Origin of the sequence: Pantoea endophytica (assembly GCF_002858935.1) — a bacterium.
Classification (GTDB): Bacteria; Pseudomonadota; Gammaproteobacteria; order Enterobacterales; family Enterobacteriaceae; genus Pantoea; species Pantoea leporis.
The window spans coordinates 1-22221 of the sequence record NZ_PJRT01000025.1; the positions used below are offsets into that span (position 1 = coordinate 1).

At 59.4% G+C, this 22221-nt stretch carries 19 protein-coding genes; 6 read left to right on the forward strand and 13 right to left on the reverse strand.

Annotated elements, in window-relative coordinates; translation table 11 throughout:
* Nucleotides 1–180: 180 nt before the first annotated feature.
* The gene (gene hutC / locus PZBJ_RS14990; RefSeq protein ID WP_008102577.1) at nucleotides 181–936 is read right to left on the reverse strand and encodes a histidine utilization transcriptional repressor HutC; all 756 of its coding nucleotides are present in this window, start codon (nucleotides 934–936) and stop codon (nucleotides 181–183) included.
* Between the two features lie 319 nt (nucleotides 937–1255).
* Between hutC and hutH the strand changes: the two genes are divergently transcribed.
* The 3 genes from hutH (at nucleotide 1256) to PZBJ_RS15005 (ending at nucleotide 5939) form a co-directional block, all read left to right on the forward strand.
* Nucleotides 1256–2809, forward strand: coding sequence for a histidine ammonia-lyase (hutH, locus tag PZBJ_RS14995; protein WP_101763129.1), 1554 nt, complete (start codon nucleotides 1256–1258; stop codon nucleotides 2807–2809).
* Between the two features lie 10 nt (nucleotides 2810–2819).
* Entirely contained in the window at nucleotides 2820–4505 is a 1686-nt protein-coding gene (gene hutU, locus PZBJ_RS15000; RefSeq protein WP_101763130.1) for a urocanate hydratase, read from the forward strand.
* Between the two features lie 276 nt (nucleotides 4506–4781).
* On the forward strand, nucleotides 4782–5939 hold the full coding sequence (locus PZBJ_RS15005) for a M20 aminoacylase family protein (protein WP_101763131.1): 1158 nt from the start codon (nucleotides 4782–4784) through the stop codon (nucleotides 5937–5939).
* Nucleotides 5940–6102: 163 nt separating this feature from the next.
* Here PZBJ_RS15005 and ybiB read toward each other — a convergent pair whose 3' ends face one another.
* The 3 genes from ybiB to PZBJ_RS15020 are packed head-to-tail and all read right to left on the reverse strand — an operon-like array spanning nucleotide 6103 to nucleotide 10220.
* A complete protein-coding gene (gene ybiB, locus PZBJ_RS15010) occupies nucleotides 6103–7071 on the reverse strand; it encodes a DNA-binding protein YbiB (RefSeq protein ID WP_101763132.1) in 969 nt (322 codons plus the stop codon).
* 53 nt (nucleotides 7072–7124) lie between these two features.
* Nucleotides 7125–9269, reverse strand: coding sequence for an ATP-dependent DNA helicase DinG (dinG, locus tag PZBJ_RS15015; protein WP_101763133.1), 2145 nt, complete (start codon nucleotides 9267–9269; stop codon nucleotides 7125–7127).
* A 54-nt stretch (nucleotides 9270–9323) separates the two neighbouring features.
* On the reverse strand, nucleotides 9324–10220 hold the full coding sequence (locus PZBJ_RS15020) for a LysR family transcriptional regulator (protein ID WP_101763134.1): 897 nt from the start codon (nucleotides 10218–10220) through the stop codon (nucleotides 9324–9326).
* Nucleotides 10221–10344: 124 nt separating this feature from the next.
* Between PZBJ_RS15020 and speB the strand changes: the two genes are divergently transcribed.
* Both speB and PZBJ_RS15030 read left to right on the forward strand, forming a co-directional pair.
* Nucleotides 10345–11301, forward strand: a complete 957-nt coding sequence (gene speB / locus PZBJ_RS15025; RefSeq protein ID WP_101763135.1) for an agmatinase — start codon at nucleotides 10345–10347, stop codon at nucleotides 11299–11301.
* Entirely contained in the window at nucleotides 11301–12386 is a 1086-nt protein-coding gene (locus tag PZBJ_RS15030; RefSeq protein ID WP_101763136.1) for an iron-containing alcohol dehydrogenase family protein, read from the forward strand. Before speB ends, PZBJ_RS15030 begins: the two co-directional genes overlap by 1 nt.
* Before the next feature lie 227 nt (nucleotides 12387–12613).
* On the opposite strand, the gene PZBJ_RS15035 is transcribed toward PZBJ_RS15030, so the two are convergent.
* Genes PZBJ_RS15035 through argH form a run of 7 tightly spaced genes read right to left on the reverse strand, consistent with a single transcriptional unit; the run spans nucleotide 12614 to nucleotide 19628 of the window.
* A complete protein-coding gene (locus tag PZBJ_RS15035; protein ID WP_101763137.1) occupies nucleotides 12614–13975 on the reverse strand; it encodes an MmgE/PrpD family protein in 1362 nt (453 codons plus the stop codon).
* On the reverse strand, nucleotides 13959–14846 hold the full coding sequence (locus PZBJ_RS15040) for a polysaccharide deacetylase family protein (protein WP_101763138.1): 888 nt from the start codon (nucleotides 14844–14846) through the stop codon (nucleotides 13959–13961). Before PZBJ_RS15040 ends, PZBJ_RS15035 begins: the two co-directional genes overlap by 17 nt.
* Entirely contained in the window at nucleotides 14839–15684 is an 846-nt protein-coding gene (locus PZBJ_RS15045) for a polysaccharide deacetylase family protein (protein WP_101763139.1), read from the reverse strand. The genes PZBJ_RS15040 and PZBJ_RS15045 overlap by 8 nt, the downstream gene beginning before the upstream one ends.
* Before the next feature lie 11 nt (nucleotides 15685–15695).
* Nucleotides 15696–16517 carry an ABC transporter substrate-binding protein gene (locus tag PZBJ_RS15050; protein WP_101763140.1) on the reverse strand — a complete coding sequence of 274 codons (822 nt, stop codon included), beginning with the start codon at nucleotides 16515–16517 and terminating at the stop codon, nucleotides 15696–15698.
* Between the two features lie 17 nt (nucleotides 16518–16534).
* A complete protein-coding gene (locus tag PZBJ_RS15055; RefSeq protein WP_008102604.1) occupies nucleotides 16535–17299 on the reverse strand; it encodes an amino acid ABC transporter ATP-binding protein in 765 nt (254 codons plus the stop codon).
* 13 nt (nucleotides 17300–17312) lie between these two features.
* Nucleotides 17313–18191, reverse strand: coding sequence for an amino acid ABC transporter permease (locus PZBJ_RS15060; RefSeq protein WP_101763141.1), 879 nt, complete (start codon nucleotides 18189–18191; stop codon nucleotides 17313–17315).
* 9 nt (nucleotides 18192–18200) lie between these two features.
* Entirely contained in the window at nucleotides 18201–19628 is a 1428-nt protein-coding gene (gene argH, locus PZBJ_RS15065) for an argininosuccinate lyase (protein WP_101763142.1), read from the reverse strand.
* 157 nt (nucleotides 19629–19785) lie between these two features.
* Between argH and PZBJ_RS15070 the strand changes: the two genes are divergently transcribed.
* Nucleotides 19786–20757 (forward strand): LysR family transcriptional regulator, encoded by a 972-nt coding sequence (locus tag PZBJ_RS15070; protein ID WP_101763143.1) that lies wholly within the window; start codon nucleotides 19786–19788, stop codon nucleotides 20755–20757.
* A 235-nt stretch (nucleotides 20758–20992) separates the two neighbouring features.
* Here the strand turns inward: PZBJ_RS15070 and PZBJ_RS15080 are convergent, their stop codons facing one another.
* Nucleotides 20993–21511: a GNAT family N-acetyltransferase gene (locus PZBJ_RS15080; protein WP_101763311.1), complete on the reverse strand. Its 519-nt coding sequence runs from the start codon at nucleotides 21509–21511 to the stop codon at nucleotides 20993–20995.
* Entirely contained in the window at nucleotides 21508–22071 is a 564-nt protein-coding gene (locus PZBJ_RS15085) for a helix-turn-helix domain-containing protein (RefSeq protein WP_101763144.1), read from the reverse strand. Before PZBJ_RS15085 ends, PZBJ_RS15080 begins: the two co-directional genes overlap by 4 nt.
* Nucleotides 22072–22221: the final 150 nt, after the last annotated feature.

Here is a 22221-nt window from a genome sequence, read left to right on the forward strand (position 1 = left end):
AGACGGGTGCTACGAGGTATGGTGGTACAGCACAAAAGTGGGGGTGATCGACCTGAAGAAAAAGTCGATCACCATGGGTAAAGGATGTTAAAAAGTGTTCACCATGTCCCCGAACACCTGTTTACCATGTCCCCGGACTGTACACCTGCGGGAGAGGGTTAGGGTGAGGGAAATCTTTGCTCAACCATGTCCTCTAAAGCGTCCCAGCAACTTATAACGCGATCCCGGATACAACAGGCGCGCGTAGGTCACAATCTTGTTGTCGCTCCACGTCTGACGACGAATCAGCAGGCACGGCTCATGTTCATCCAGCGCCAGATGCTTACGCTGACGCAGATCCGGCAGCACCGCTTCCACAATATGCTCACCAGCGGTCAGCGGCGCAACGCGCATCAAATAGGTGTACGGCGTCAGCTGATGATAATCCTGGCTGAGATAATCCGGCGCCACCAGCGGATTGACCAAACGATCTTCCAGCTGTACCGGCAGATCGTTTTCGTAATGCACAATCAGCGAATGGAACAGCGTTTGCCCGGTGGATAATCCCAGCACCGCCGCCTGTTCCGGATCGGCCTTCATCTGCCCAATCGACAAAATCTTGCAGCTGTGACGATGGCCGCGCTGCGCGATCTCATCGGCGATGTTGTGCACTTCCAGCATCGCAGTGTAGCCCTTCATCTCCGCGACAAAGGTGCCCACGCCCTGCATGCGCACCAGAAAACCCTCGCTGGTGAGTTCACGCAGCGCGCGATTAATAGTCATACGACTGACGCCCAGCTCGTTTACCAGTTCACTTTCAGACGGCACGCGCTGGTTGGCTTTCCAGTGACCTTCGCGGATTTGGCTGACGATCGCCTGCTTCACCCGCTGGTAAATCGGCGCAGGCTCATCGCCCATCGCCGCAGCCAGCTGTGCTACTGCTGTTTGCTCCGCCATTTCCTGTTCCTTTAAAGAATAATGCCCAAAGTTTACTGTCTCAGCCCGTAAATGTATATACATCTAATTGTGCAAGTCGCCCAGTATTGGTGCAGCTTTCGCCCTGCTCAGGTGCAATCCCGCTGCGTTTACACTGCATAACGCGCATTGCGTCGTATTTCACAGAACAAGAACAATCTGGCATAGCGCTTGCTACTTGTATAGACAAGATTAGACACTTATGCTTCACTCATCGCAATCCACGGCAAATCGGACAGCCACATCGCAAAATATCGGCGTCCCATTCATGCCAGATCACTTGTATAGACAGGAGTAGACTATGTCAGGTTCGGTTCAGGAAATTCGCCTCGTTCCCGGTGAAGTGGACCTCGTTACCTTGCGCACCATCTATCAAAGCAAGGTAACGCTCACGTTGGCCGATGATGCGCGCGCAGCGATTGCGCGTGCCCATGAAACCGTCGATGCCATTGTCGCATCCGGCAACGTGGTGTACGGCATCAACACCGGTTTTGGCAAGCTGGCGCAGACGCAGATCCCCTCGGCGCGGCTGGCCGAGCTGCAGCGCAATCTGGTGCTGTCGCACAGCGTTGGCCTCGGCGATTTGCTGCCGGACAACGTGGCACGTCTGGTGGTCGCGACCAAAATTATCAGCCTGGCGCGCGGTCACTCTGGCGTGCGTATCGAACTGATTGAAGCGCTGCTGGCGCTGTTCAACGCCGGTGTGATGCCGTGCATCCCGGAGAAAGGTTCGGTGGGCGCGTCAGGCGATCTGGCCCCGCTGGCACATCTTTCCCTGATGCTGCTGGGCGAAGGTCAGGTACGCGTCGATGGCGAGTTAATCCCCGCGACCGAAGGCTTAGCGCGCGTTGGCCTGCAGCCGATTGTGCTGGGCCCCAAAGAAGGTCTGGCGCTGCTCAACGGCACGCAGGTTTCGAATGCGCTGGCGCTGCGCGGGCTGTTCGAAGCGGAAAACCTGTTCGCGGCGGGCCTGATGGCCGGCGCACTGTCGCTGGAAGCGATTAAAGGCTCGGTGAAACCTTACGATGCGCGGATTCACGAAGCGCGCGGCCAGGTGGGACAGATCAACGTTGCCGCCGCCGTCTCCTCTTTATTAGCCGGCAGTGAAATCCTCGGCTCGCATACTCACTGCGGCCGCGTGCAGGATCCCTACTCGATTCGCTGCGTGCCACAGGTGATGGGCGCCTGCCTCGATAACCTGTCGCACGCCGCGCGCGTGTTGCAGATTGAAGCCAACGCCGCCTCCGATAATCCGCTGGTGTTCAGCGACAGTGGCGATGTGATTTCCGGCGGTAACTTCCACGCCGAGCCGGTGGCCTTCGCCGCTGATATTCTGGCGCTGGCGATTGCCGAAATCGGCGCGATCTCCGAGCGCCGTCTGGCGCTGCTGCTGGATACCGGCCTTTCCGGTTTACCGCCGTTTCTCGTCAATGATGGCGGCGTTAACTCCGGCTTTATGATTGCGCAGGTCACTGCTGCAGCGCTGGCGTCTGAGAACAAATCGCTGGCGCATCCGGGCAGCGTTGACAGCCTGCCAACCTCCGCTAACCAGGAAGATCACGTCTCGATGGCGACCTACGCGGCCCGCCGCCTCGGCAGCATGTGCTTCAACACCGCCGCTGTGGTCGGCATTGAGGCGATGGCTGCGGCACAAGGCATTGATTTCCACCGTCCGCTGCAGAGCTCGCCGACGCTGGAGCAAGAGATGAGCCGCATTCGCGAGAAGGTGGCCTTCCTCGATCACGACCGTTTACTGGCGCCGGATATCGAATCCATGCGTCTGTGGGCCAGCGCACCTGCATGGCCTGAATCCCTTACCGCGCTGCTGCCAAGCCAGCGTAAGACTGTTAATTAAGGAATCGATGATGAGCGAAACTTTGACTCAGGCTGTAGCCCGTGAAATCCGTGCGCCGCGCGGTAATGAATTGCACTGCGCCAACTGGTTGATTGAAGCGGCTTACCGCATGATCCAGAACAACCTCGATCCTGACGTGGCAGAACGCCCGGAAGATCTGGTGGTGTACGGCGGCATCGGTAAAGCCGCGCGTAACTGGGAGTGCTTTGAGCAGATCCTGCGTTCGCTGCGCGCCCTGCAGCCGGAAGAGACGCTGCTCATCCAGTCCGGTAAACCGGTGGGCGTGTTCCGTACGCATGCCGATGCGCCGCGCGTGCTGCTGGCTAACTCGAATCTGGTGCCGCATTGGGCCAATTGGGATCACTTCCACGAGCTGGATCAAAAAGGCCTGATGATGTACGGCCAGATGACCGCCGGTTCGTGGATCTACATCGGTGCGCAGGGCATCGTGCAAGGTACCTTCGAAACCTTCGCTGAAGCGGGTCGTCAGCATTACGACAGCGATCTCAGCGGCCGCTGGATCCTCACCGCCGGTTTAGGCGGCATGGGCGGCGCACAACCGCTGGCGGGTGTGTTGGCCGGTGCCAGCGTGCTGGCGATTGAGTGCCAGGAATCACGTATCGATTTCCGCATCCGCACCCGCTACGTCGACCACAAAGCCTATACGCTGGACGAAGCACTGGCGCTGATTGATCAGGCCAACAAAGAGAAGCGTGCCATTTCTGTTGGTCTGCTGGGCAACGCCGCTGAAATCGTGCCGGAGCTGGTGAAACGTGCCAAAGCGGGCGGCATGAAGCCGGACATCGTCACCGATCAGACCTCAGCACACGATCCGATTAACGGTTATCTGCCGGTCGGCTGGGATCTGGCGCGCTGGGAAGCCGAGCGTGTCAGCAACCCGAAAGCGGTGGAGAAAGCCGCGCGCGCCTCAATGGCGGTACATGTGCAGGCGATGCTGGATTTCCATCACATGGGCGTCCCGACCGTGGATTACGGCAATAACATCCGTCAGGTGGCGCTGGATGAGGGCGTGAAAAACGCCTTCGATTTCCCGGGTTTTGTGCCGGCCTATATTCGCCCGCTGTTCTGCGAAGGCAAAGGCCCGTTCCGTTGGGTGGCGCTGTCAGGTGATGCGGAAGATATCTACAAAACCGATGCCAAGCTGAAAGAGCTGTTCCCGGATCACCAGAATCTGCACCGCTGGCTCGACATGGCGCAGGAGCGTATCGCCTTCCAGGGCTTACCGGCGCGTATCTGCTGGCTGGGTCTCGGCGAGCGCCACAAAGCGGCGCTGGCGTTCAACGAAATGGTGCGTAACGGCGAGCTGAAAGCGCCGATCGTCATCGGTCGCGACCATCTGGATTGCGGTTCCGTGGCGTCACCGAACCGTGAAACCGAAGCGATGAAAGACGGCTCGGATGCGGTATCCGATTGGCCGCTGCTCAATGCCCTGCTGAACACCGCAGGCGGCGCGACCTGGGTGAGTCTGCATCATGGCGGCGGCGTCGGCATGGGCTTCTCGCAGCACTCCGGCGTGGTGATTGTATGTGACGGCAGCAAAGAAGCCGATGCGCGTCTGGGCCGCGTGCTGTGGAACGATCCGGCCACCGGCGTAATGCGTCACGCGGATGCCGGTTACGAATTAGCGCAAAGCTGCGCGCAGGAGCACGGTATCAACCTGCCGATGCAGAAATAACGTTCAACCCGCGCACGCCGATCAATCCCCTCTCCCGCCTGCGGGAGAGGGTTAGGGTGAGGGACAGCGCGCACCTTTCAACATTGTGCAGCATTCCCCTGATCCCAGCCTTCTCCCGCAAGCGGGAGAAGGCGCTCACCAGCCCATTCGCTATATTCCATTCCGCTATACCCTATAGCCAAATTATTCCGTTCCGCGATAGACGCCGCCATACGCTTGCCACTACAGTAAATACATTATTTTGCAGCTCACGCTGCTAATGGAGAGTCTTACCTTATGAGCCTGCCTGCTGCACTGCTGGAAAACGCCCTCAACTGGCGTCGTCAGTTACACCAACATCCTGAGCTTGGTTACCAGGAGCAGCAGACCAGCGAGCTCGTCGCACAGGTCCTCACCGAGGCCGGATTACAGGTATTTCGTGGCTTAGCGGGCACCGGCGTAATCGGCACCTTAGAGAACGGTCCCGGCCCGGTTATTGGTCTGCGCGCCGATATGGATGCGCTGCCGATCACCGAAAAAGGCGCGCCGCAGTGGAAGTCGCAAAAAGCCGGCGTCATGCACGCCTGCGGCCATGATGGTCACACTTCTATTCTGCTGGCGGCGGCTTGTCAGCTGGCGGCTACGCGTAACTTCAGCGGCACCATTCACTTCATCTTCCAGCCCGCCGAAGAGAATCTCGGTGGCGCGCGCAAGATGGTGGAAGAAGGCCTGTTCCAGCGCTTCCCGATGGATGCGGTTTACGCCATGCACAACTGGCCGGGCATGCCGGTGGGCACGCTGGCGGTGAATCCGGATGCGATGATGGCGTCACTCGACTCGTTCGAAATTACGCTGCACGGTAAAAGCTGCCATGCGGCGATGCCGGAAAGCGGGGCCGATCCCATGGTGGTTGCTGCCGAGCTGATTCTGGCGCTGCAAACCATTCCGTCGCGTCGTCTGTCGCCACTGGCTTCGGCGGTGGTGAGCGTGACGCAGATTCACGGCGGCGAAGCGATTAACGTCATTCCTGAGCAGATTGTGTTGCGCGGCACGGTGCGATGTTTGCAGACCGACGTGCGTAATCGCGTGCGCGGTCTGATTGAGGATTTTGTCACGACGTTGCCGCGCCCGTTTGGCGTCAGCGGCGAGATTCACTGGTATCCCGGTTATCCTGTCACCGCCAATCATGCGGAGCAAGCCGAACAGGTGCGTGCGGTGGCGGTTGATGTGCTTGGCGAGGCGCAGGTGCATTGGCAGGTGAACCCTTCAATGGCTTCGGAAGATTTTGCCTGCATGCTGCAAGCCTGCCCCGGCGCCTATTTCTGGCTGGGTGCCGATGGCGCAACGCCGTCCGCACCGCTGCATAACGCCAATTACGACTTTAATGATGAGCTGCTGCCGATTGGTATTACCTTCTGGCAGCAGTTGGTAGAGCGCGTGCTGGCGAAAGCGTGAGGGCGGTCGCCAGGAATGGCGGATGCTTGCTCGTGCCGTCGCGGCGCAATTTATTGCGCAATCGCTGGATGGCGACATTGCCGCCATTGAACAGCGCGATTAATCGCGCCGCTACAGCTTGTGTGCGCTGTAAATGAGGCGCTTAATTCAATGGCTTTATTCTTCACATCCCCGCCAACTGTAACTTCACTTCTGCATCCGCCAGGCTAGCCGATTCACCGGTCGCCATCAAACAACACGCCAGCTGCAAACGCAGCGCCTGCGGCACCGCGCGTTCCCCGGCTAATACCTGATTGATCCACGCGGCGGTGTCCTGTGCGCTTTTGCTTTCCGGCAGTTCCACACTGACTTCCGGCTGGCGCTCAACCCACACTTCCGCTTCTGCACCCGCGCCACGAATGTAGTTAATCGCCGGGCAGCGCTGCGGATTGGCATACACCTCGCCTTCGGTCCCGTTGAGCAGAATCGCCGGTGCATCGATATCCTGGAAGAATTTCCCCACGCGCGGCACATATTCCGGATGCGAGACGCTGGCCAGGCGCAGCGCAGCACGTTCGGCAAACGGCGTCGCCAGTTTCGCCAGCGTATGCGCGCTGTTACGCACGCCCATGCGCCAGCGCAGCGACAGCTGCTGCGCCATTGGCGCACACAGATGGTCGATGGTGATAAACGCCAGTTCGCCGTTATCCAGCTTCGCCTGCGCCTGTGCGGCGGAGGTGACAGGCGCGATGTCCAGCGCTGCCAGCACCGCTTCGGTGGTGATGCGCGTAGGATCGTCGCTGACGCCGTGCAGCAGCACCGGGAAGCCCAGCTTCACCAGCAGCAGCGCCAGCAGCGGCGTCAGATTGCCCTGACGACGCGCGCCGTTGTAGCTGGGAATGACAATCGGCATGGGACGATGAGCGGGTGCCTGCAACTGCATCATTTGCTGCTGCATCGCGTGATAAAAACCGCGCATCTCCTCTTCGCCTTCGCCCTTGATGCGCAGCGCAATCAGCACGCCACCCAGCTCCAGCTCCGGCACGTCACCGGCCAGCATCGCGCTGTAGAGCGCCTGCGCGGTGGCGAAATCGATATCGCGCGCGTGATTTTTACCGCGCCCAATCTCTTTAATAATTTTATTCAGTTCCATCAGGCATTCCCGCTTCCAGGGCGCGCCGCCGTGCGGCTGCCAAAAATTGATCGTTAGATTTTCTTACTGCGACGTTTTTTCGTCTTGTCACTGCTGGCTTCCGGCATCGGCGGTTGCTCAATCGGGAACACCGGTAGCGCGGCCAGCAGTCGGCTGCCATAGGCTTTGTTGAGCAGGCGGCGATCGTAAATCACGATTTCGCCAAAGCAGCTGTGGCTGCGAATCAAGCGTCCTACCTGCTGAATCAAGGTAAAGGAGGCGCTCGGCAAGCTCTGCACTTCGAACGGATAGCGTTTCAGGCTCTTCAGCCATTCGCCCTCGGTCAAAATTACCGGACTGTCTACCGGTGGAAAAGCGATTTTATGGATATGCACCTGCGACAGCAGATCGCCTTTCAAATCCAACCCTTCGGCGAACGATTGCAGCCCGACCAGAATACTGATTTTACCGGCTTCGACGCGTTCACGATGCAGCGCCACCAGGCGCGAACGCGGCTGATCGCCCTGCACCAGCATCGACAGGCGCAGATCAGGAATATGTGCGACAAACTGCTGCATCGCGCGGCCGCTGGCGAACAGCACCAGCACCCCTTTGTGCTTCTCTTCGGCGATCTGCTGGCGGAAAAAGCGCGCCATCTCGGCAATGTGCTCCGCTTCCTGCGCCATCTGCGGTTCAAACTGCATCTGCGGAATCACCAGCTTGCCCTGGTCGATATGGTTAAACGGTGAATCCAGTGCCACAAAGCGGTCGCCGGCTTTCTCACTCAGGCCGGACATTTCCTGCAAACGGTTGAAGCTGTTGAGCGAGCGCAAAGTGGCTGACGTCACCACCACATGCGGGATTTTGCGCCACAGGATTTTTTCCAGCTGATCGCTCACGCGAATGCCCGCGCAGTGGAACAGCAGATGCGCCTGGCCTTCTCGGATCTCACGCGTAATCCACTTCGACACCGGCGCATTGGAAGCTTTCTCCATCGCCGCCAGCCGCCACAGTTTGCTGATCGACTCGAACCAGCCGAAGTGGCGATTGAGCTGAATGATAGCTTTATGCAGCCGCATGATATCGGCTTTCCCGGTTTGCTCGCCCAACTCGTTGAGCAGGCCTTCGCTTAAGCCGCGCAGCGCGTCACTCAGCTTGAACAGCCGCGCGCACAGGCTCAGTAGCTCTTCCGGCAATTCACCCAGAACAAAGCGGAACTCGCCCGGCTGATTATGGCCCGGCAGCAGTGGATTGAGCGCATCGCACAGGATCTGCAGCAGCTCGCGCATCTCATCGCAGTGACCTTTCAGGCGCTCCGGGTTGGTGAGCGGCGGCGGCGATTTTGGGCGGAACTGCGCCATGATGGTTTCCACCAGCCGCACAAACAGATCGAGCTGCAAACTGCTCCAGCCGGGCGTGATCTCCGCGCTCATCTCCAGCGCATCGCGCGCCACTTCCGGCAGATGATGGCCTTCGTCCAGCACCAGCATCAGGTTTTTCGCCGGTGGCAGCACCGATTCATTCTCCATCGCCGCCATCACCAACGCATGGTTGGCGACCACCACATCCGCCTGCTCAATTTCGCGACGCGCGACAAAGAACGGGCATTCACGATACCAGCGGCAGTGATGGCCAAGGCAGTTGGCTTTGTCGGTGGAGAGGCGTTGCCACAAGCTGTCCTCAATGTTGACATCGGTGTGATCGCGCAAGCCATCCCAGCGGTAGCTACTGAGCTGCTTCTCTAGCTTGGCGCAGAATTTCTGCTCCTCTTTCGAGCCGGTGACTGCCTCTTCATCCAGATAGAGCAGCAAATCGCCCTGCTGATCTTCGGTCGCCGCCAGCGCCGCAAGGTTGCGCGGACAAACATAGCGTCCACGGCCAAAGGCGGCAGTAAAAGTGAGATCGGGGATGATTTTCTTCAGCAGCGGCAGATCCTTGCTGAAGATCTGGTCCTGCAACGCCACGTTGGCGGTGCTGATCACCAGCCGCTTCTCCTCGGCGCGGCTCACCGCAATACCGGGAATCAAATAAGAGAGAGTTTTGCCGACGCCGGTGGGCGCTTCAATCGCCAGATGACGACCTTCGTCACCGGCCAGACTTTTCGCCACTTCGGCAATCATCTGGCGCTGCGGCGCGCGCGGGATAAAGTCAGGAACCTGCTGCTGCAGCGCCTTATACCATTGCGCAATCTGGCTTTTTATCGCTGCTGTCAGGGCCATTTTCGTTACTGTTTGCTGAATTGGCCTGTATTTTTACACAGTATTGGCGCAGCGTCAGCTTTCGCTGCTATTTTTTCGCGCTGGATTCAGAATTTCACGCATCGCGCGGATTAAGGTTTCACGCGCGCGCCCACGGCGGAACGCAAAAGAGAAAGGCGCGCGGAAGTGGAAATGGTGCGGCAGCAGGCGGCGCAGCGTGCCCTGCAGTTCCCCGCTGCGCGCGTAGTGTTCGGGTAAATAGCCAATGAAGCGGCCAGAGAGAATCAGCGTCAGCTGCGCTTCGATGCTCTCCACTGAGGCGTTGCTCTGGCGGAAGCCGCGCTTATTCAGCTCCTGCTGATTCCAGTAACGCCGCGTCACCATGCCGGTTTGCTGCACGGTGCGCACATCCGGATGACCCTCAGCCAGCGGATGTTGCGGGCTGCAATAGAGCCAATGCTGTTCTTCGTAAAGCGGAATAGTCACCAGATTGCTGGCGCGCAGCGGAAAGTGCCCAATCGCCAAATCGAGCCGATCCTCCAGCAACTGCTGCTGCAACTCATTGGGATCGCGCACGCTCAGATTAAAGAACACCGCCGGAAAGCGCTGATTAAAGCGGGCAATGGCAGCGGGCAGATCCAGCGTGCTATCGGTGACGGTGGCGTCCACCACGCCAAGCGAGAAAGTGCCGCCCTGCGCGCTTTTCAGCGTCTCTACCTGCTCCTGCCAACCCGCCAGCGTCGCCAGCATCTCCTGACTGTAGCGATAAAACTGCTCGCCTTTGCTGGTCAGGGTAAAGCCGCCGCGCCCGCGCTGACAGAGGATAAAACCGAGCTGGCTCTCGAGCTCGCTCATGTAGGCGCTGATGGCCGGCGTGGTCATGTTCAGCGCCTGCTGCGCGCGCGAATAGCCCTGATTTTCTACCACGCTGGCGAACACCTGCAGCAGTTTAAGATTGGGAAGCGTCTGCACCGATTTTCCTTCAGAGATTGCTGACTAAAGTTAAGTAATCTCTGAAGTGATTATCAGCTGTCAAGGATTTTTCCGGCGCGCGGGCTGGGTAATGATGGGTTTTACCTGACTGAAGGAGTGCGTGATGACCGATTTCCCCCAGCCGCAAGGCGGCAACGAAATGCCCCGTTTCGCCGGACGCGGCACCATGATGCGTTTACCCGCCGCTGAATCACCAGCCGATTTGGATGTGGCGTTCGTCGGCATTCCGCTGGATATCGGCACCTCGCAGCGCAGCGGTACGCGCTATGGCCCACGCGCCATCCGCGCCGATTCAGTCATGATCCGACCCTACAACATGGCCACCGGCGCCGCGCCCTTTGATTCGCTGCGCGTCGGCGATCTCGGTGATGTGCCGATCAACACTTACAGCCTGCTGAAATCAGTCGATATCATTGAAAACTATTATACCGAGCTGAATAACTGGCCGATTATCCCGTTAACGCTGGGCGGCGATCACACGCTGACGCTGCCGATTTTGCGCGCGCTGGCGAAGAAGCATGGGCCGATGGGGCTGATTCACATTGATGCCCACACCGACACCAACGACGAGATGTTTGGCGAGAAGATCGCGCATGGCACCACGTTCCGCCGCGCGGTGGAAGAGGGCCTGCTCGACTGCCAGCGCGTGGTGCAAATCGGGCAACGTGCGCAAGGCTACGCCGCCGATGATTTTCAGTGGGGCGTCGATCAGGGCTTCCATCTGGTGCCCGCCGAACAGTGCTGGTATCGCTCCATGACGCCGCTGATGGCCGAGGTGCGCGCGCGTATCGGCGACGGCCCGGTGTATCTCTCTTACGACATCGACAGTTTCGATCCCGCGTGGGCACCCGGCACCGGCACGCCGGAAGTGGGCGGTTTAACCTCGATGCAAGGGCTGGAGATCGTGCGCGGCTGTCGTGGACTCAATCTGGTGGGCGGCGATCTGGTGGAAGTCTCGCCGCCGTACGACATCAGCGGTATGACCTCGCAGCTGGCGGCCAATATCCTTTATGAGATGCTGTGCGTGTTGCCCGGCGTCCGTTACACAGAGAACAAGTGATGACACAACAAAATCTGGTTTTCCCGGCGCGCGTGCTGCGCGGTGCGGGCGTGATCAACCAATTAGGCGCGATCTGCGCCGGACTGGGACAGCGTGCGCTGCTGATTGGCGGCCATCAGGCGTTGCAGGCAGTAGAAGCGCAGGTTCGCGCGCAGCTGCTGGCGGCCAACGTCACGCTGTTAGCTCAAGAGTGGTTTGGCGGTGAAACCTCGATCAATCAGATCAATCGTCTGGCGGCGATGGCCAGCGAGCTGCACGCTGAGGTGCTAATTGGCGTGGGCGGCGGTAAATCGCTGGATACGGTGAAAGCGGTAGGCGCACAGATTGGCGTGCCGGTGATCACGCTGCCAACCATCGCCGCCACCTGTTCCGCGGTGACGCCGCTGAGTATTCGCTATGACGATAACGGCAATTTCTTCGACATCTTCCCGCTGCCGCAGGCACCGGCGGCGGTGATCATTGACAGCGAGCTGCTGGCTAAAGCGCCTGCCCGCTGGCTGGCCGCCGGGCTGGGCGATACGCTGGCGAAGTGGTACGAGTTCCGCGCGGTCAGCGCACGTCATCCGGCACGCGAGGGCAATGCGCTCTCGTCACTGGCGCACAGCCAGATCTGTTATGACGTAATTGGTGAACATGGACCGGCAGCCTATGCCGCAGTGCTGCGTGGTGAGAGCAGCGCGTCGCTCGATCAGGTGCTGGATGCGATCTTCACCTGGGCGGGATTAACCTCGCTAATGAGCAACGGCGCACACGCGGCGGCTTCGCATGCGATTTATGAAGGCTTTACCTTCTGCGATAAAACCCGCGAGTTTGGGCACGGCTTGCTGGTCGGCTTTGGCAATCTCTGTTTGCTGGCGCTGGAGAACCGCACCGATGAGGAAGTGCTGGATGAGATGCGCCTGGCGCGCGATTGCGGCGTGCCGCTGACGCTGAGCGAGATTGCCGAGCTGGATGAAAGTGAGCTGGCGCTGATTGTGCGCGAATCGGTGCATGCGCCGGATATGGAGAACATGGCCGAAACGGTGACCGAAGCGCGCTTGCTGGCAGCGATAGCGCGGATTGAGGGGTTAGCAGGCAGGGTTTAGTTTGTGCTCGCTGTGGTGTGAATGTGCACGCTGTCCCCCATCCCGGCCTTCCCCCATAAATGGGGGAAGGAGACGCTGCCACATGCAGCTCCCAACTCACATATAGCAGCATCTTCCTCCCCCATTTATGGGGGAGGACCGAGGAGGGGGACAGCGTGCACCTACCGAGGAGGGGGACAGCGTGCACCTACCAACGGGACAGCGAGCACACACCAAAAAGGAAAAAATCACCCAATCCCCAACAACCCCACCACTTCCCGCACATCCGCCACTTCATCCAGCTCCAGACACACCGCCTCGAGCTGTTCGACCTGCTCCAGCGGCAATACGCGCGCGGCCAAACTGCGGTATTTCGCCAGCAAGGCATCCAGCGTGAGCGGATTGGTTGGCGCGCCTGACGGCACCGGCACACGCTGCTGCCACTGCGCGCCCTGCCCGGTTTCCAGCCGCACCCACGGCTCGTCGTCGCGGCTCTGCTGCTCATCGATCACCAGCTCAATACGTGCCAGCAACGCTTCCACATCGGGATGCAGGCGCTTGGCGTCGTCATAACTGGCCAGCTCCGCCGAGCCGTACAGTGCGCGCGCCGCCAGCGCATACGGCAGGCTCATCTGCGCCGCCGCCAGGCTGTGTAACTCGCGTCCGCCGCACATCTCCAGCAGGAACGGATTAACGCCTACCACGATGCGCGCAATCTGCTCTACCCGCACATCATGCTGTTGCAGCAGAATACCCAGCGCATCAATGGCCGCGTGGGTGCCACGGCACGAAGCGTAAGGTTTGATCGAGCAGCGCGCCAGCTTCCACACCTCGCCGAGATCGGCCGTCAAGGCCTGCGGCTGCTGGGTTTCCGCCGCTAAGGTTTGCAGGAAGCCGCCCCAGCGCGGTTCAAACACCGCTGAAGGGCCGCTGATACCGCGTTGTGCCAGCAGCGCGGCCTGTACGCCGCCTTCTGCTGCGCGCGCGGCATGCAGTTTTTTGGTGTGCGATCCGTCGTGAATAAAGCCCCACAAACCGCCGCTGAAGCTGGCGGCAATGCCCAGCGCAGACGCACACTGCGCGCGGTCGAGCTGCAGCAGCGAACAGACCGCCGCCGCCGCACCAAACACCCCGCAGCTGGCGGTAGAGTGCCAGCCCGCGCCGTTGTGCGCCGAGTAACCGCCGCAGGCTTCTAACACGCGGCGGCCGACGTCATAGCCGATCACCATCGCCACCAGCAGCGCTTGCCCGTCCACCGGCTGCGTCGCCAGCGGCAAAGCCGCCAGCAGCGCCGGGATCACCACCGCACCGGAGTGATCGCAGCCGCCGGTATCGTCGAGTTCATACATGTGCGCCGCCACGCCGTTCAGCCACGCCGCCTGACGCGGACTGGCCTGCTGCGCGCTGCCCCAAATCTGCGCCTGTTCGCGGCCACCTTCGGCCTGCACCAGCGCCAGACACTCGCGCCAGATCGGACTGTCGCAGCCCGCCAGCGAAGCACCGAGCGTATCAAGCAGATGGCGTTTCGCCTGCTCCACCAGCGGTTCAGGCAGTTGTGCAAAACGCGTCCCGGCGATAAAGGCCGCCAGTTGATTAAGCGAGTTCGCCATGCGCACCTCCAGTGATGCGGGTAAACACCTCCGCCGGATGGCAGAAATCGTTATCCGGCTGCGTCTGCCAGTGCGCCGCCGCCTGCTCAGCGGTGGCGATCCACACATTGTGCTGTTGCAGCATGTCGAGCAGCGCCCGCAACAAACCAATGCGTCCGGCGGTGCCGATGATTTCCGGATGCAGTCGCAGCAAGTAGCACAGGCCAAAGCGGTGGAAGCCGTGGAAATCCTGCGTCATATTCGCCAGGGTTTCGCCATACGGCGCGATGCGCGATTGTCCCGGCGGAATAGCCGGGCTGAGGTTAAAGGCGAAGTACGGCTCATCTTCCAGCGTGTAGTGCATCGGCAATTCCACCAAGCGCGTACCGGGATGGAAATACGGCAAATCGTCGCCGCGCCAGCTCGATGACCATTGAATGCCGCGTGCGATCAACGCCTGCGCCAGTCCCGGTTTCCACTGCCCGGCGGGCGTGCGGAACCCCGTGATTTTGCGTCCGGTTATCTGCGCCAGTTTTTCGCAGCCGCGCGTCACGCTGGCGATCTGCTGCTCCAGCGTCAGCAGCGAGAAATCTTCGTGGGTATCGCCGCTGCAGGCGATTTCATGGCCGCCGGTCACGATGCGCTGCACCAGTTCCGGCTGCTGTTCGGCGACAATCGCGGGCATACACCAGCTGGCTTTGAGCTTCTTTTCTGCCAGCAGCGCCAGCAAGCGATCGACGCCGCGCAGTGTGCCGTAGCGCCACACCGACAGCGTTTTATCGCGCCCCGCCACTGCCGGAGCCTGAGTGAGAATGCCGTGAATATCGTTGAAATCGATGGTGAGGATCGCCGCCGACTGGAAACCCAGCGGCCAGCGTGAAGGTTCAGTCATGCTGTTGCTCCTGCAAATACCACTGCGCCACCGCGTCGCAGCGCGCAAACCAAACGTCATCGCGCGCCGTCATATGTGCAAACAGCTGTTCCAGCAGCAGCAAGCGTCCCGGCTGGCCGGAGATTTTCGGGTGGAACAGCGTGGTGAGGCACAAGCCTTCATCCATCGCGCCATCGAACTCGCGCTGCCAGTTATCACGCGTGTGCGCATAGCTGGCGATGCGGTCGCCACCTTTGGGGAAGTCGGGCTGGCGCGTGTAGGCCAGCGAGGCGTAATCATCCATCTCCCACTTACCGGGGATCTCCACCAGCGGCGTATGGCCCGCCACCGGAATGCTGTAGGGGCGATCGTCGCCGCGCATGCTGCTGGAGTAGATCACGCCCGCGTCACGCAGGATTTGTGGCGTTTCCGCATGCCAGTCGCCCGACGGCGTACGAAAACCGCAGGCGGTGATGCCCAGATGTTGGTGAAAGACTTCAGCGGATTTCGCCATGACTGCACGCTGTTCATCCGGTGAAATCGCCCAAAAGGATTCGTGGCGATAGCCGTGATAGGCCACTTCGTGGCCCTGTTCGATAATCGCCTGACACTGCTGCGGCCACTGCTCCACCACCCACGCCGGCACAAAGAAGGTGGCGGGAAGGTGGAAGGCGCGCAGCAGGTCAAGCAGACGCCCGAGCGCGCGGTACGGCCCGTAAGCCCCAAAGGTAAAATACTCTGGCGTTGACCACAGGCTGCCATTCAGCATGGCATCGCCGGTGGGACCGTCGAGGTCAAACGCCAGCGCCATACAGCCGCGTTTACCCTGCGGCCAGCGCACTGCGCCCGGTTGTTGCATCTGCGCGCTCCTTAGCCCTGGTTGACGGTCGCCTTCGCCACGCCGTTGTCTGCCAGACCCCATTTGCCGAGGATTTTCTGGTAAGTGCCATCGGCAATCATCGCGTCGATAGCCGCCTGAATCGCGGTGGTCAGCTCGCCCGCATCTTTACCAATCGCCATGCCGGTGTACTGGAAGGAGAAGGCTTTATCGAGCGCCTTATATTTGCCCTTTTCCAGATCCATGATGTACGGCAGCGTTTCACTGCCCTGCACCACGCCATCCAGACGGTTCTGACGCAGCTGGGTGCGCGCATCGGCGGTGCCTTCAGCACCTACCACAATGATCGCCGGCTTACCGGCCGCTTCACAGTGCGCTTTTGACCAGTTGGCAATCTCCTGCGGGAAGGTGGTGCGACGGCTGGTACCGACTTTCTTACCGCACAGATCCATCGCGCTGTTGATGTCGCTGCGCGCGGATTGGGTGTAGAACTGCGGGCCGGTTTTGAAGTAATCGATAAAGTTCACCACCTGCTGACGCTCTTTGGTGTCCGTCATGCCGGACATCACCAGATCGACGCGCTTGGTCACCACCGCGTTCACCATCTGTTCGAAGGCGATCTCCTGCCAGTTGATCTTCACGCCGAGCTTTTCGCCAATCGCCTGGCCGAGGTCGTAGTCCACGCCGGTCAGCTGGTTGGTCGCCGGATCTTTAAAATCCATTGGCGGATAGTTCGGCATGATCGCTACCGTCAGCCCTTTCTCTTTGATCGCCGCGGGTACGGCGATGTCTGCCCAGGCAGAGGATTGCAGCAGCAGCGCGGCACTGATGGCACTCAATAACAGCTTTTTCATATTCACCCCGGTAATGTTTAAAGAAGAATCGCGTTAATAAAGTTTTTCATCCGTGGATTTTGCGGGTTCAGCAGAATGTCTTCCGGTGCGCCCTGCTCGATAATCCGTCCCTCGTCCATAAACACCACCTGATTGGCCACCTCACGGGCAAAGCCCATTTCGTGCGTGACCACCAGCATGGTGGTGCCCTCTTTTGCCAGCTGACGCATCACCGCCAGCACTTCGCCCACCATCTCCGGATCCAGCGCCGAGGTGGGTTCGTCAAACAGCATCAGTTTGGGTTTCATCGCCAGCGCACGAGCAATCGCCACGCGCTGCTGCTGGCCGCCGGAGAGCGACTGCGGATAGTCGTGCGCTTTGTGCGCCAGACCCACGCGATCGAGCAGCGCCATCGCCTCTTCGCTGGCTTCGCGCCTTGGGCGCAGCAGCACGCGACACGGCCCTTCGATGATGTTCTCCAGCGCGGTTTTGTGTGGGAACAGGTTAAAACGCTGGAATACCATGCCGGTTTGCAGGCGCTGGCGCGCAATCTGTTTGTCGCTCAGCGCATGCAGTTTGTTACCGGCGATGCGATAGCCCGCCAGCTCGTTGTCGACCCAAATTCCGCCTTTATCGACCTTCTCCAGCTGGTTAATGCAGCGCAAAAAGGTGCTTTTGCCGGAACCGGATGGGCCGAGGATGCACATCACCTCGCCGTAGTTCACTTCGAGGCTGACATCCTTCAGGGCGTGGAACTGGTCGAAATATTTGTTCACCTTGACGGCGCGCACGATGTTTCTCATGTTGGGCTCCTGATTACTGACGCTGACGATGGCCGCGTGAGAAGTAACGTTCCAGTCGGCTCTGTCCAAACGACAACACCGTGACCACAATCAGGTACCAAATGCCTGCCACGAACAGCAGTTCCATGACGCGCGCGTTGGCGAAGTAGATGGTTTGCGTGTTGTAGAGCAGTTCCGAGTACTGAATCATGCTGGCGAGACTGGTGGTTTTGATCATGCTGATAAATTCGTTGCCGACCGGCGGCAGAATCACGCGCATCGCCTGCGGCAGAATGATGCGCTGCAGCGCCTGCAGACGCGGCATGCCGATGGCTTTCGCCGCTTCGTATTGCCCGGTATCCACTGATAGCAAGCCCGCGCGCACCACTTCCGAGGTGTACGCGCCCTGATTGATGCTCAAACCGAGCAGCGCGGCGAGGAACGGCGTCATGATGGTGACGGTTTGCACGCTGAACACGCCGGGAATGCTGATGGTGGGAAACACCAGCGCGAGGTTGAACCACAGCAGCAGCTGCAGAATCAGCGGCGTACCGCGAAAAATCCACGCGTAGCCCACGGCGATGTAGTGCAGCACCGGATTCGGCGACATGTACATGATGGCGGTGATGACGCCAAACAGTACGCCGAGCCCCATCGCCAGCACCGACATGATCAGCGTGTTGACCACGCCGTTGAGAATCGCCTGGGCGGTAAAGAACTGGCCGACAAACGACCATTCGATATTGCCGTGCGCAAAGGCGTTTACCAGCAGCGCCAGCAGCAGCAGAATCACCGCCGACGCGGTGATACGGCCGTAGTAACGGCGCGGCACCACTTGGTAACGATCGAGATCGTAATGCGTCTGCTCGCGGCTGTTGTTCAAACCCGGCTCAATCGGCGTTGATTGCGACATAAGTTCTCCTCAGGCGCGTGGGCCAGCGTAATCGTCGGTCCAGCGCTGCTGGTCCTGCATCAGGGTTTGCAGACGTGCCAGTTGCTCACGTACGCGTGCCGGTGCGGTACCGCCGTAGCCGCTACGGGCCGCCAGCGCGGCTTCCAGCGTCAGCGCACTGCGCACCTCCGGCGTTAAGCGGACATCCACCGCCTGCAGTTGCGCATCGCTGAGATCCGACAGACCGCAGTTTTCGCGCTCGCACAATTGCACCAGCTGGCCGGTGATCTCATGCGCTTCGCGGAACGGCACACCGCGCATCGCCAGCCAGTCGGCCACTTCGGTCGCCAGCGTGAAGCCGTCCGGTGCCTGCTCGCGCATCACGTCGGTGTTGAATTTCAGCGTCGCCATCATGCCTGCCATCGCCGGTAGCACCAGCAGCAGCGTATCCACCGCATCAATCACATTGCGTTTGTCGTCGCTGAGATCGCGGTTGTAGGAGAGCGGCATCGCTTTCATGGTGGTGAGCAGCGCCATCAGGTTGCCGACCAGGCGGCCAGCGCGGCCGCGCGTCAGTTCGGCGATGTCCGGGTTTTTCTTCTGCGGCATGATGGAGCTGCCGGTAGCGTAGCTGTCATGCAGCTCGACCCAGCGGAACTGGCGCGATGCCCACATGCACACTTCTTCGCACAGGCGTGACAGGTTGATGCCGATCATGCTGGTGACAAACAGGAATTCAGCGGCATAGTCGCGGCTGGCAACGGCATCAATGGAGTTTTCGCACGGCGCGAGATAGGAAAGATCGGCGGCGGCCTGCTCCGGCTGGCGCGCAATGGCGGAACCGGCCATCGCAGCGGCACCGAGCGGACAGCGTGCGCTGCGGCGATCCCAATCCTGCATACGTTCAATATCGCGGGCAAAGGATTGCGCGTGAGCCAAAAGTTGATGACCAAAAACAATCGGCTGCGCCTGCTGCAGATGTGTGAAACCGGGCGCGACGCTTTCGGTGTGCTGTGCCGCCTGCTCGACCAGCGCCTGCTGCAAGGCCAGCAGCGCGCTCACCACCTTGCGACCGTTGTCGCGCAGGTAAAGACGCAGGTCGTTAACGGTTTGATCGTTACGCGAACGCCCGGCGCGCAGCTTGCCGCCCAGCGGACCTAAACGCTCGGTCAGCGCGCGTTCGATAAAGGTGTGCACATCTTCGTCGGCGGCAATCGGATGCAGCTGACCGGCGCGATAATCGGCGTCTAACGCGTCAATGGCCGCCAGCATGGTGCTGAGCTCTTCGGCGCTCAGCAACTCGCCGCGCGCCAGTTCACGGGCATGCGCCCGGCAGCCCGCCAGATCGTAAGGTGCCAATGCAAAGTAATAATCCGGGCTACGAGACAGCGCGGTTAAACTCGCCGCCGGTGCCGCTTTAAAACGCGCGCCCCATAACAGTTCGGCATTATCAGACATGCTATTTCCCCTTACAGATAATCATCAGCGATATGAAAAAGATATGGATGAGCCAGTTGAAATAATAAAAACTTATTTTATGGCTACACTGGTAAATAGGGCCTATTTCAGGTTCACTGTACTTTCACCGCAATTATTCCGGAGTTGAATAGCAAAAATGGAAAGTAAAGTTTCCCAGTCCGGAAACAATGCAAATAATCGCAGCGATAATGCGGTTCTGGCACTGAGTAATATCGATTTAAAATTACTGCGGGTATTTAAATGCGTGGTAGAAGCGGGCGGATTAACTGCTGCCAGCCACGAATTGAATATTGGTCTGGCGGCGATCAGTAAACAGGTTTCCGATCTGGAAATTCGTCTCGGCATGACGTTATGCAGCCGCGGACGCGAAGGTTTTGAGCTAACGCAGTACGGCATCAACGTCTACCAGGCCACGCTGGAACTGTTCGTCTCGCTGAATCTGTTTCGCGAGCGGCTGCACAACAGTCGCAATGAACTGCTGGGCGACATTGCCATTTGCGTGGTGGATAACACCATCTCCGACCTGCAATCTCCGGTCACCGCAGCGGTGCAACAGCTGCACCAGAAAGCGCCAAAGGTACAAATTCGACTGCAAACCGCGCAATTAGATGATATTGAGCGCGGCATCAGTGAAGGCCGTTTTCATTGTGGTATTGCACCGGTTTATGAAATGAAAAATGATTTTGATTACTTCCCGCTTTATAAGGAATATTCAAAATTATATTGCTCTATGTCACATCCTTTATATTCGGGATCGTGCGATAAAAATATATCGCTGGACATATTACGTGAGCAGAAAATTATTAATCATTTATATGTGACGCCGCGCGACGATCGTCGCATCATTCCCTTACAGGACAGCGGCGTGCAGGCGGTTCAGGTTGAATCTGTCGCCATGCTGATTTTAACCGGCCATTTTATTGGTTATTTACCGGAACATTATGCCGCCGCGTTTATTGCGCGTGGGCAGCTGTGTGAGTTGGGTGATGATTCGACTCGCCGTGAAAACCCGTTTTGTTTGATGATGAAGAAGGGTCGCAAAATAAACCCGATTATCCGGCTGTTTATGCAGGCGCTGGGGATTGGCGAGGCGGAAGGACCGCACTGAGTTGGTGCATTTTGGGATTGTGCTCGCTGTCCCCGGTCTGTGCTCGCTGTCCGTCCAGGTTTGTGCTCGCTTTCCCCGGTCTGTGCTCGCTGTCCCCCATCCCGGCCTTCCCCCGCAAGCGGGGGAAGGAGACGCTGCCACATGCAGCTTCATCACTGACATATGGCAGCATCTTCCTCCCCCATTTATGGGGGAGGACCGAGGAGGGGGACAGCAGGCACAATCACAAGCACAATCACCCCAACACCTTATACATCACCGTAGTCGCATCCAGCACACCTTCGGTTGACTCCGCATAGAACGGAATCGACCCAGCAATCTGCCAATCCATCGACAAATAGAGATCCGTTGCCACGTCGCCGCTGCGCGTGTCCAGCACCAGCAGGGTTTTCCCCTGCTGTGCCGCCAGCTGTTCGGCTTGCTGCATCAGGCGGCGCGCGATGCCCTGACGTCTGGCGCGGGGATGCACCAGCAGCTTACTGATCTCCGCCCGATGGCGACCGTTCGGCATTGCGCTGAATCCCACCATCACCGTCGCCACAATCACGCCCTGCTGATACGCCACCAGCAGCTGATTGTCGCCGCTCGCCAGGCTGTAAATTTTGTCCTGCCAGAAGCGCTCAATGGCCGCGCGATCGTCCGCATCAATAAAGCCCACGCTGGCGCCATCGGCGACGCAGCCCTGCAGCACATCACACAATGCCGCCAGCAGCGGCTGCGCCTGGGTGGCGCTGAGAGGTTCGATGTCAATCATGGTTTGCATACCACCAAAATGTAGCGCGCGCCGCCTTCGGCATGGGCGGCAAACGCGGATTTGCCAGTGAGATGAAAGCGCAGACAGTCGCCTGCCTGCAGCGTCCAGTGCTGATCGTCCATGCTGATGGTCAGCTCGCCCGATTGCAGCCAGATGTGCTGCTCCAGTCCCTGAATCGGCGGCGCATCGTAATCAATGCGCGCGCCAGGACGCAGCACACCTTCCACCACTTCCGCTTTAAAGTGGCTGGCGGGCGGTGATACGTTGCGGCGCTGGAAGCCGCTGGCGTCATCGCGCCATACCGGCTGTTGCGCCGCTTTCAGCAGCAGCGCGGCCTCCTCTTCCACCTCGCTCAGCAGGCGCGACATGGTCAAGCCGTAGGCCACGCAAAGGCGGTTAAGCAAAGCGGCTGTGGGGCTCGTTTCGGCGCGTTCAATGCGCGACAACGACGCCCGACTGATGCCGGTCGCCATCGCCAATTCATCTAATGACCAACCGCGTTGTACGCGTAATTCAGCCAGTCGCGCCGCCAGTCGATCGTCGGTATCCGAAGCAGACATCTTCACCTCTCATATACGGGAAATAAATCTCACATATGAGATATGACCTTAAATAAATAAAGCGGTCAAGTTGTACAATTAAAAAATCATTGTACAACCCAGTCGTGGGGGTTAAGGTGTTGTTATGCAGGTCAGAATTTTTGAGGACTT

Coding starts and splice junctions, on each gene's coding strand:
- PZBJ_RS15070 (WP_101763143.1), top strand. CDS start 19,786: ATGGAAAGTAAAGTTTCCCAGTCCGGAAACAATGCAAATAATCGCAGC.
- argH (WP_101763142.1), bottom strand. CDS start 19,628: ATGTCTGATAATGCCGAACTGTTATGGGGCGCGCGTTTTAAAGCGGCA.
- ybiB (WP_101763132.1), bottom strand. CDS start 7,071: ATGGAACTGAATAAAATTATTAAAGAGATTGGGCGCGGTAAAAATCAC.
- hutH (WP_101763129.1), top strand. CDS start 1,256: ATGTCAGGTTCGGTTCAGGAAATTCGCCTCGTTCCCGGTGAAGTGGAC.
- hutU (WP_101763130.1), top strand. CDS start 2,820: ATGAGCGAAACTTTGACTCAGGCTGTAGCCCGTGAAATCCGTGCGCCG.
- PZBJ_RS15030 (WP_101763136.1), top strand. CDS start 11,301: ATGACACAACAAAATCTGGTTTTCCCGGCGCGCGTGCTGCGCGGTGCG.
- speB (WP_101763135.1), top strand. CDS start 10,345: ATGACCGATTTCCCCCAGCCGCAAGGCGGCAACGAAATGCCCCGTTTC.
- PZBJ_RS15005 (WP_101763131.1), top strand. CDS start 4,782: ATGAGCCTGCCTGCTGCACTGCTGGAAAACGCCCTCAACTGGCGTCGT.
- PZBJ_RS15080 (WP_101763311.1), bottom strand. CDS start 21,511: ATGATTGACATCGAACCTCTCAGCGCCACCCAGGCGCAGCCGCTGCTG.
- PZBJ_RS15060 (WP_101763141.1), bottom strand. CDS start 18,191: ATGTCGCAATCAACGCCGATTGAGCCGGGTTTGAACAACAGCCGCGAG.
- PZBJ_RS15045 (WP_101763139.1), bottom strand. CDS start 15,684: ATGCAACAACCGGGCGCAGTGCGCTGGCCGCAGGGTAAACGCGGCTGT.
- PZBJ_RS15085 (WP_101763144.1), bottom strand. CDS start 22,071: ATGTCTGCTTCGGATACCGACGATCGACTGGCGGCGCGACTGGCTGAA.
- PZBJ_RS15035 (WP_101763137.1), bottom strand. CDS start 13,975: ATGGCGAACTCGCTTAATCAACTGGCGGCCTTTATCGCCGGGACGCGT.
- hutC (WP_008102577.1), bottom strand. CDS start 936: ATGGCGGAGCAAACAGCAGTAGCACAGCTGGCTGCGGCGATGGGCGAT.
- PZBJ_RS15050 (WP_101763140.1), bottom strand. CDS start 16,517: ATGAAAAAGCTGTTATTGAGTGCCATCAGTGCCGCGCTGCTGCTGCAA.
- PZBJ_RS15055 (WP_008102604.1), bottom strand. CDS start 17,299: ATGAGAAACATCGTGCGCGCCGTCAAGGTGAACAAATATTTCGACCAG.
- PZBJ_RS15040 (WP_101763138.1), bottom strand. CDS start 14,846: ATGACTGAACCTTCACGCTGGCCGCTGGGTTTCCAGTCGGCGGCGATC.
- dinG (WP_101763133.1), bottom strand. CDS start 9,269: ATGGCCCTGACAGCAGCGATAAAAAGCCAGATTGCGCAATGGTATAAG.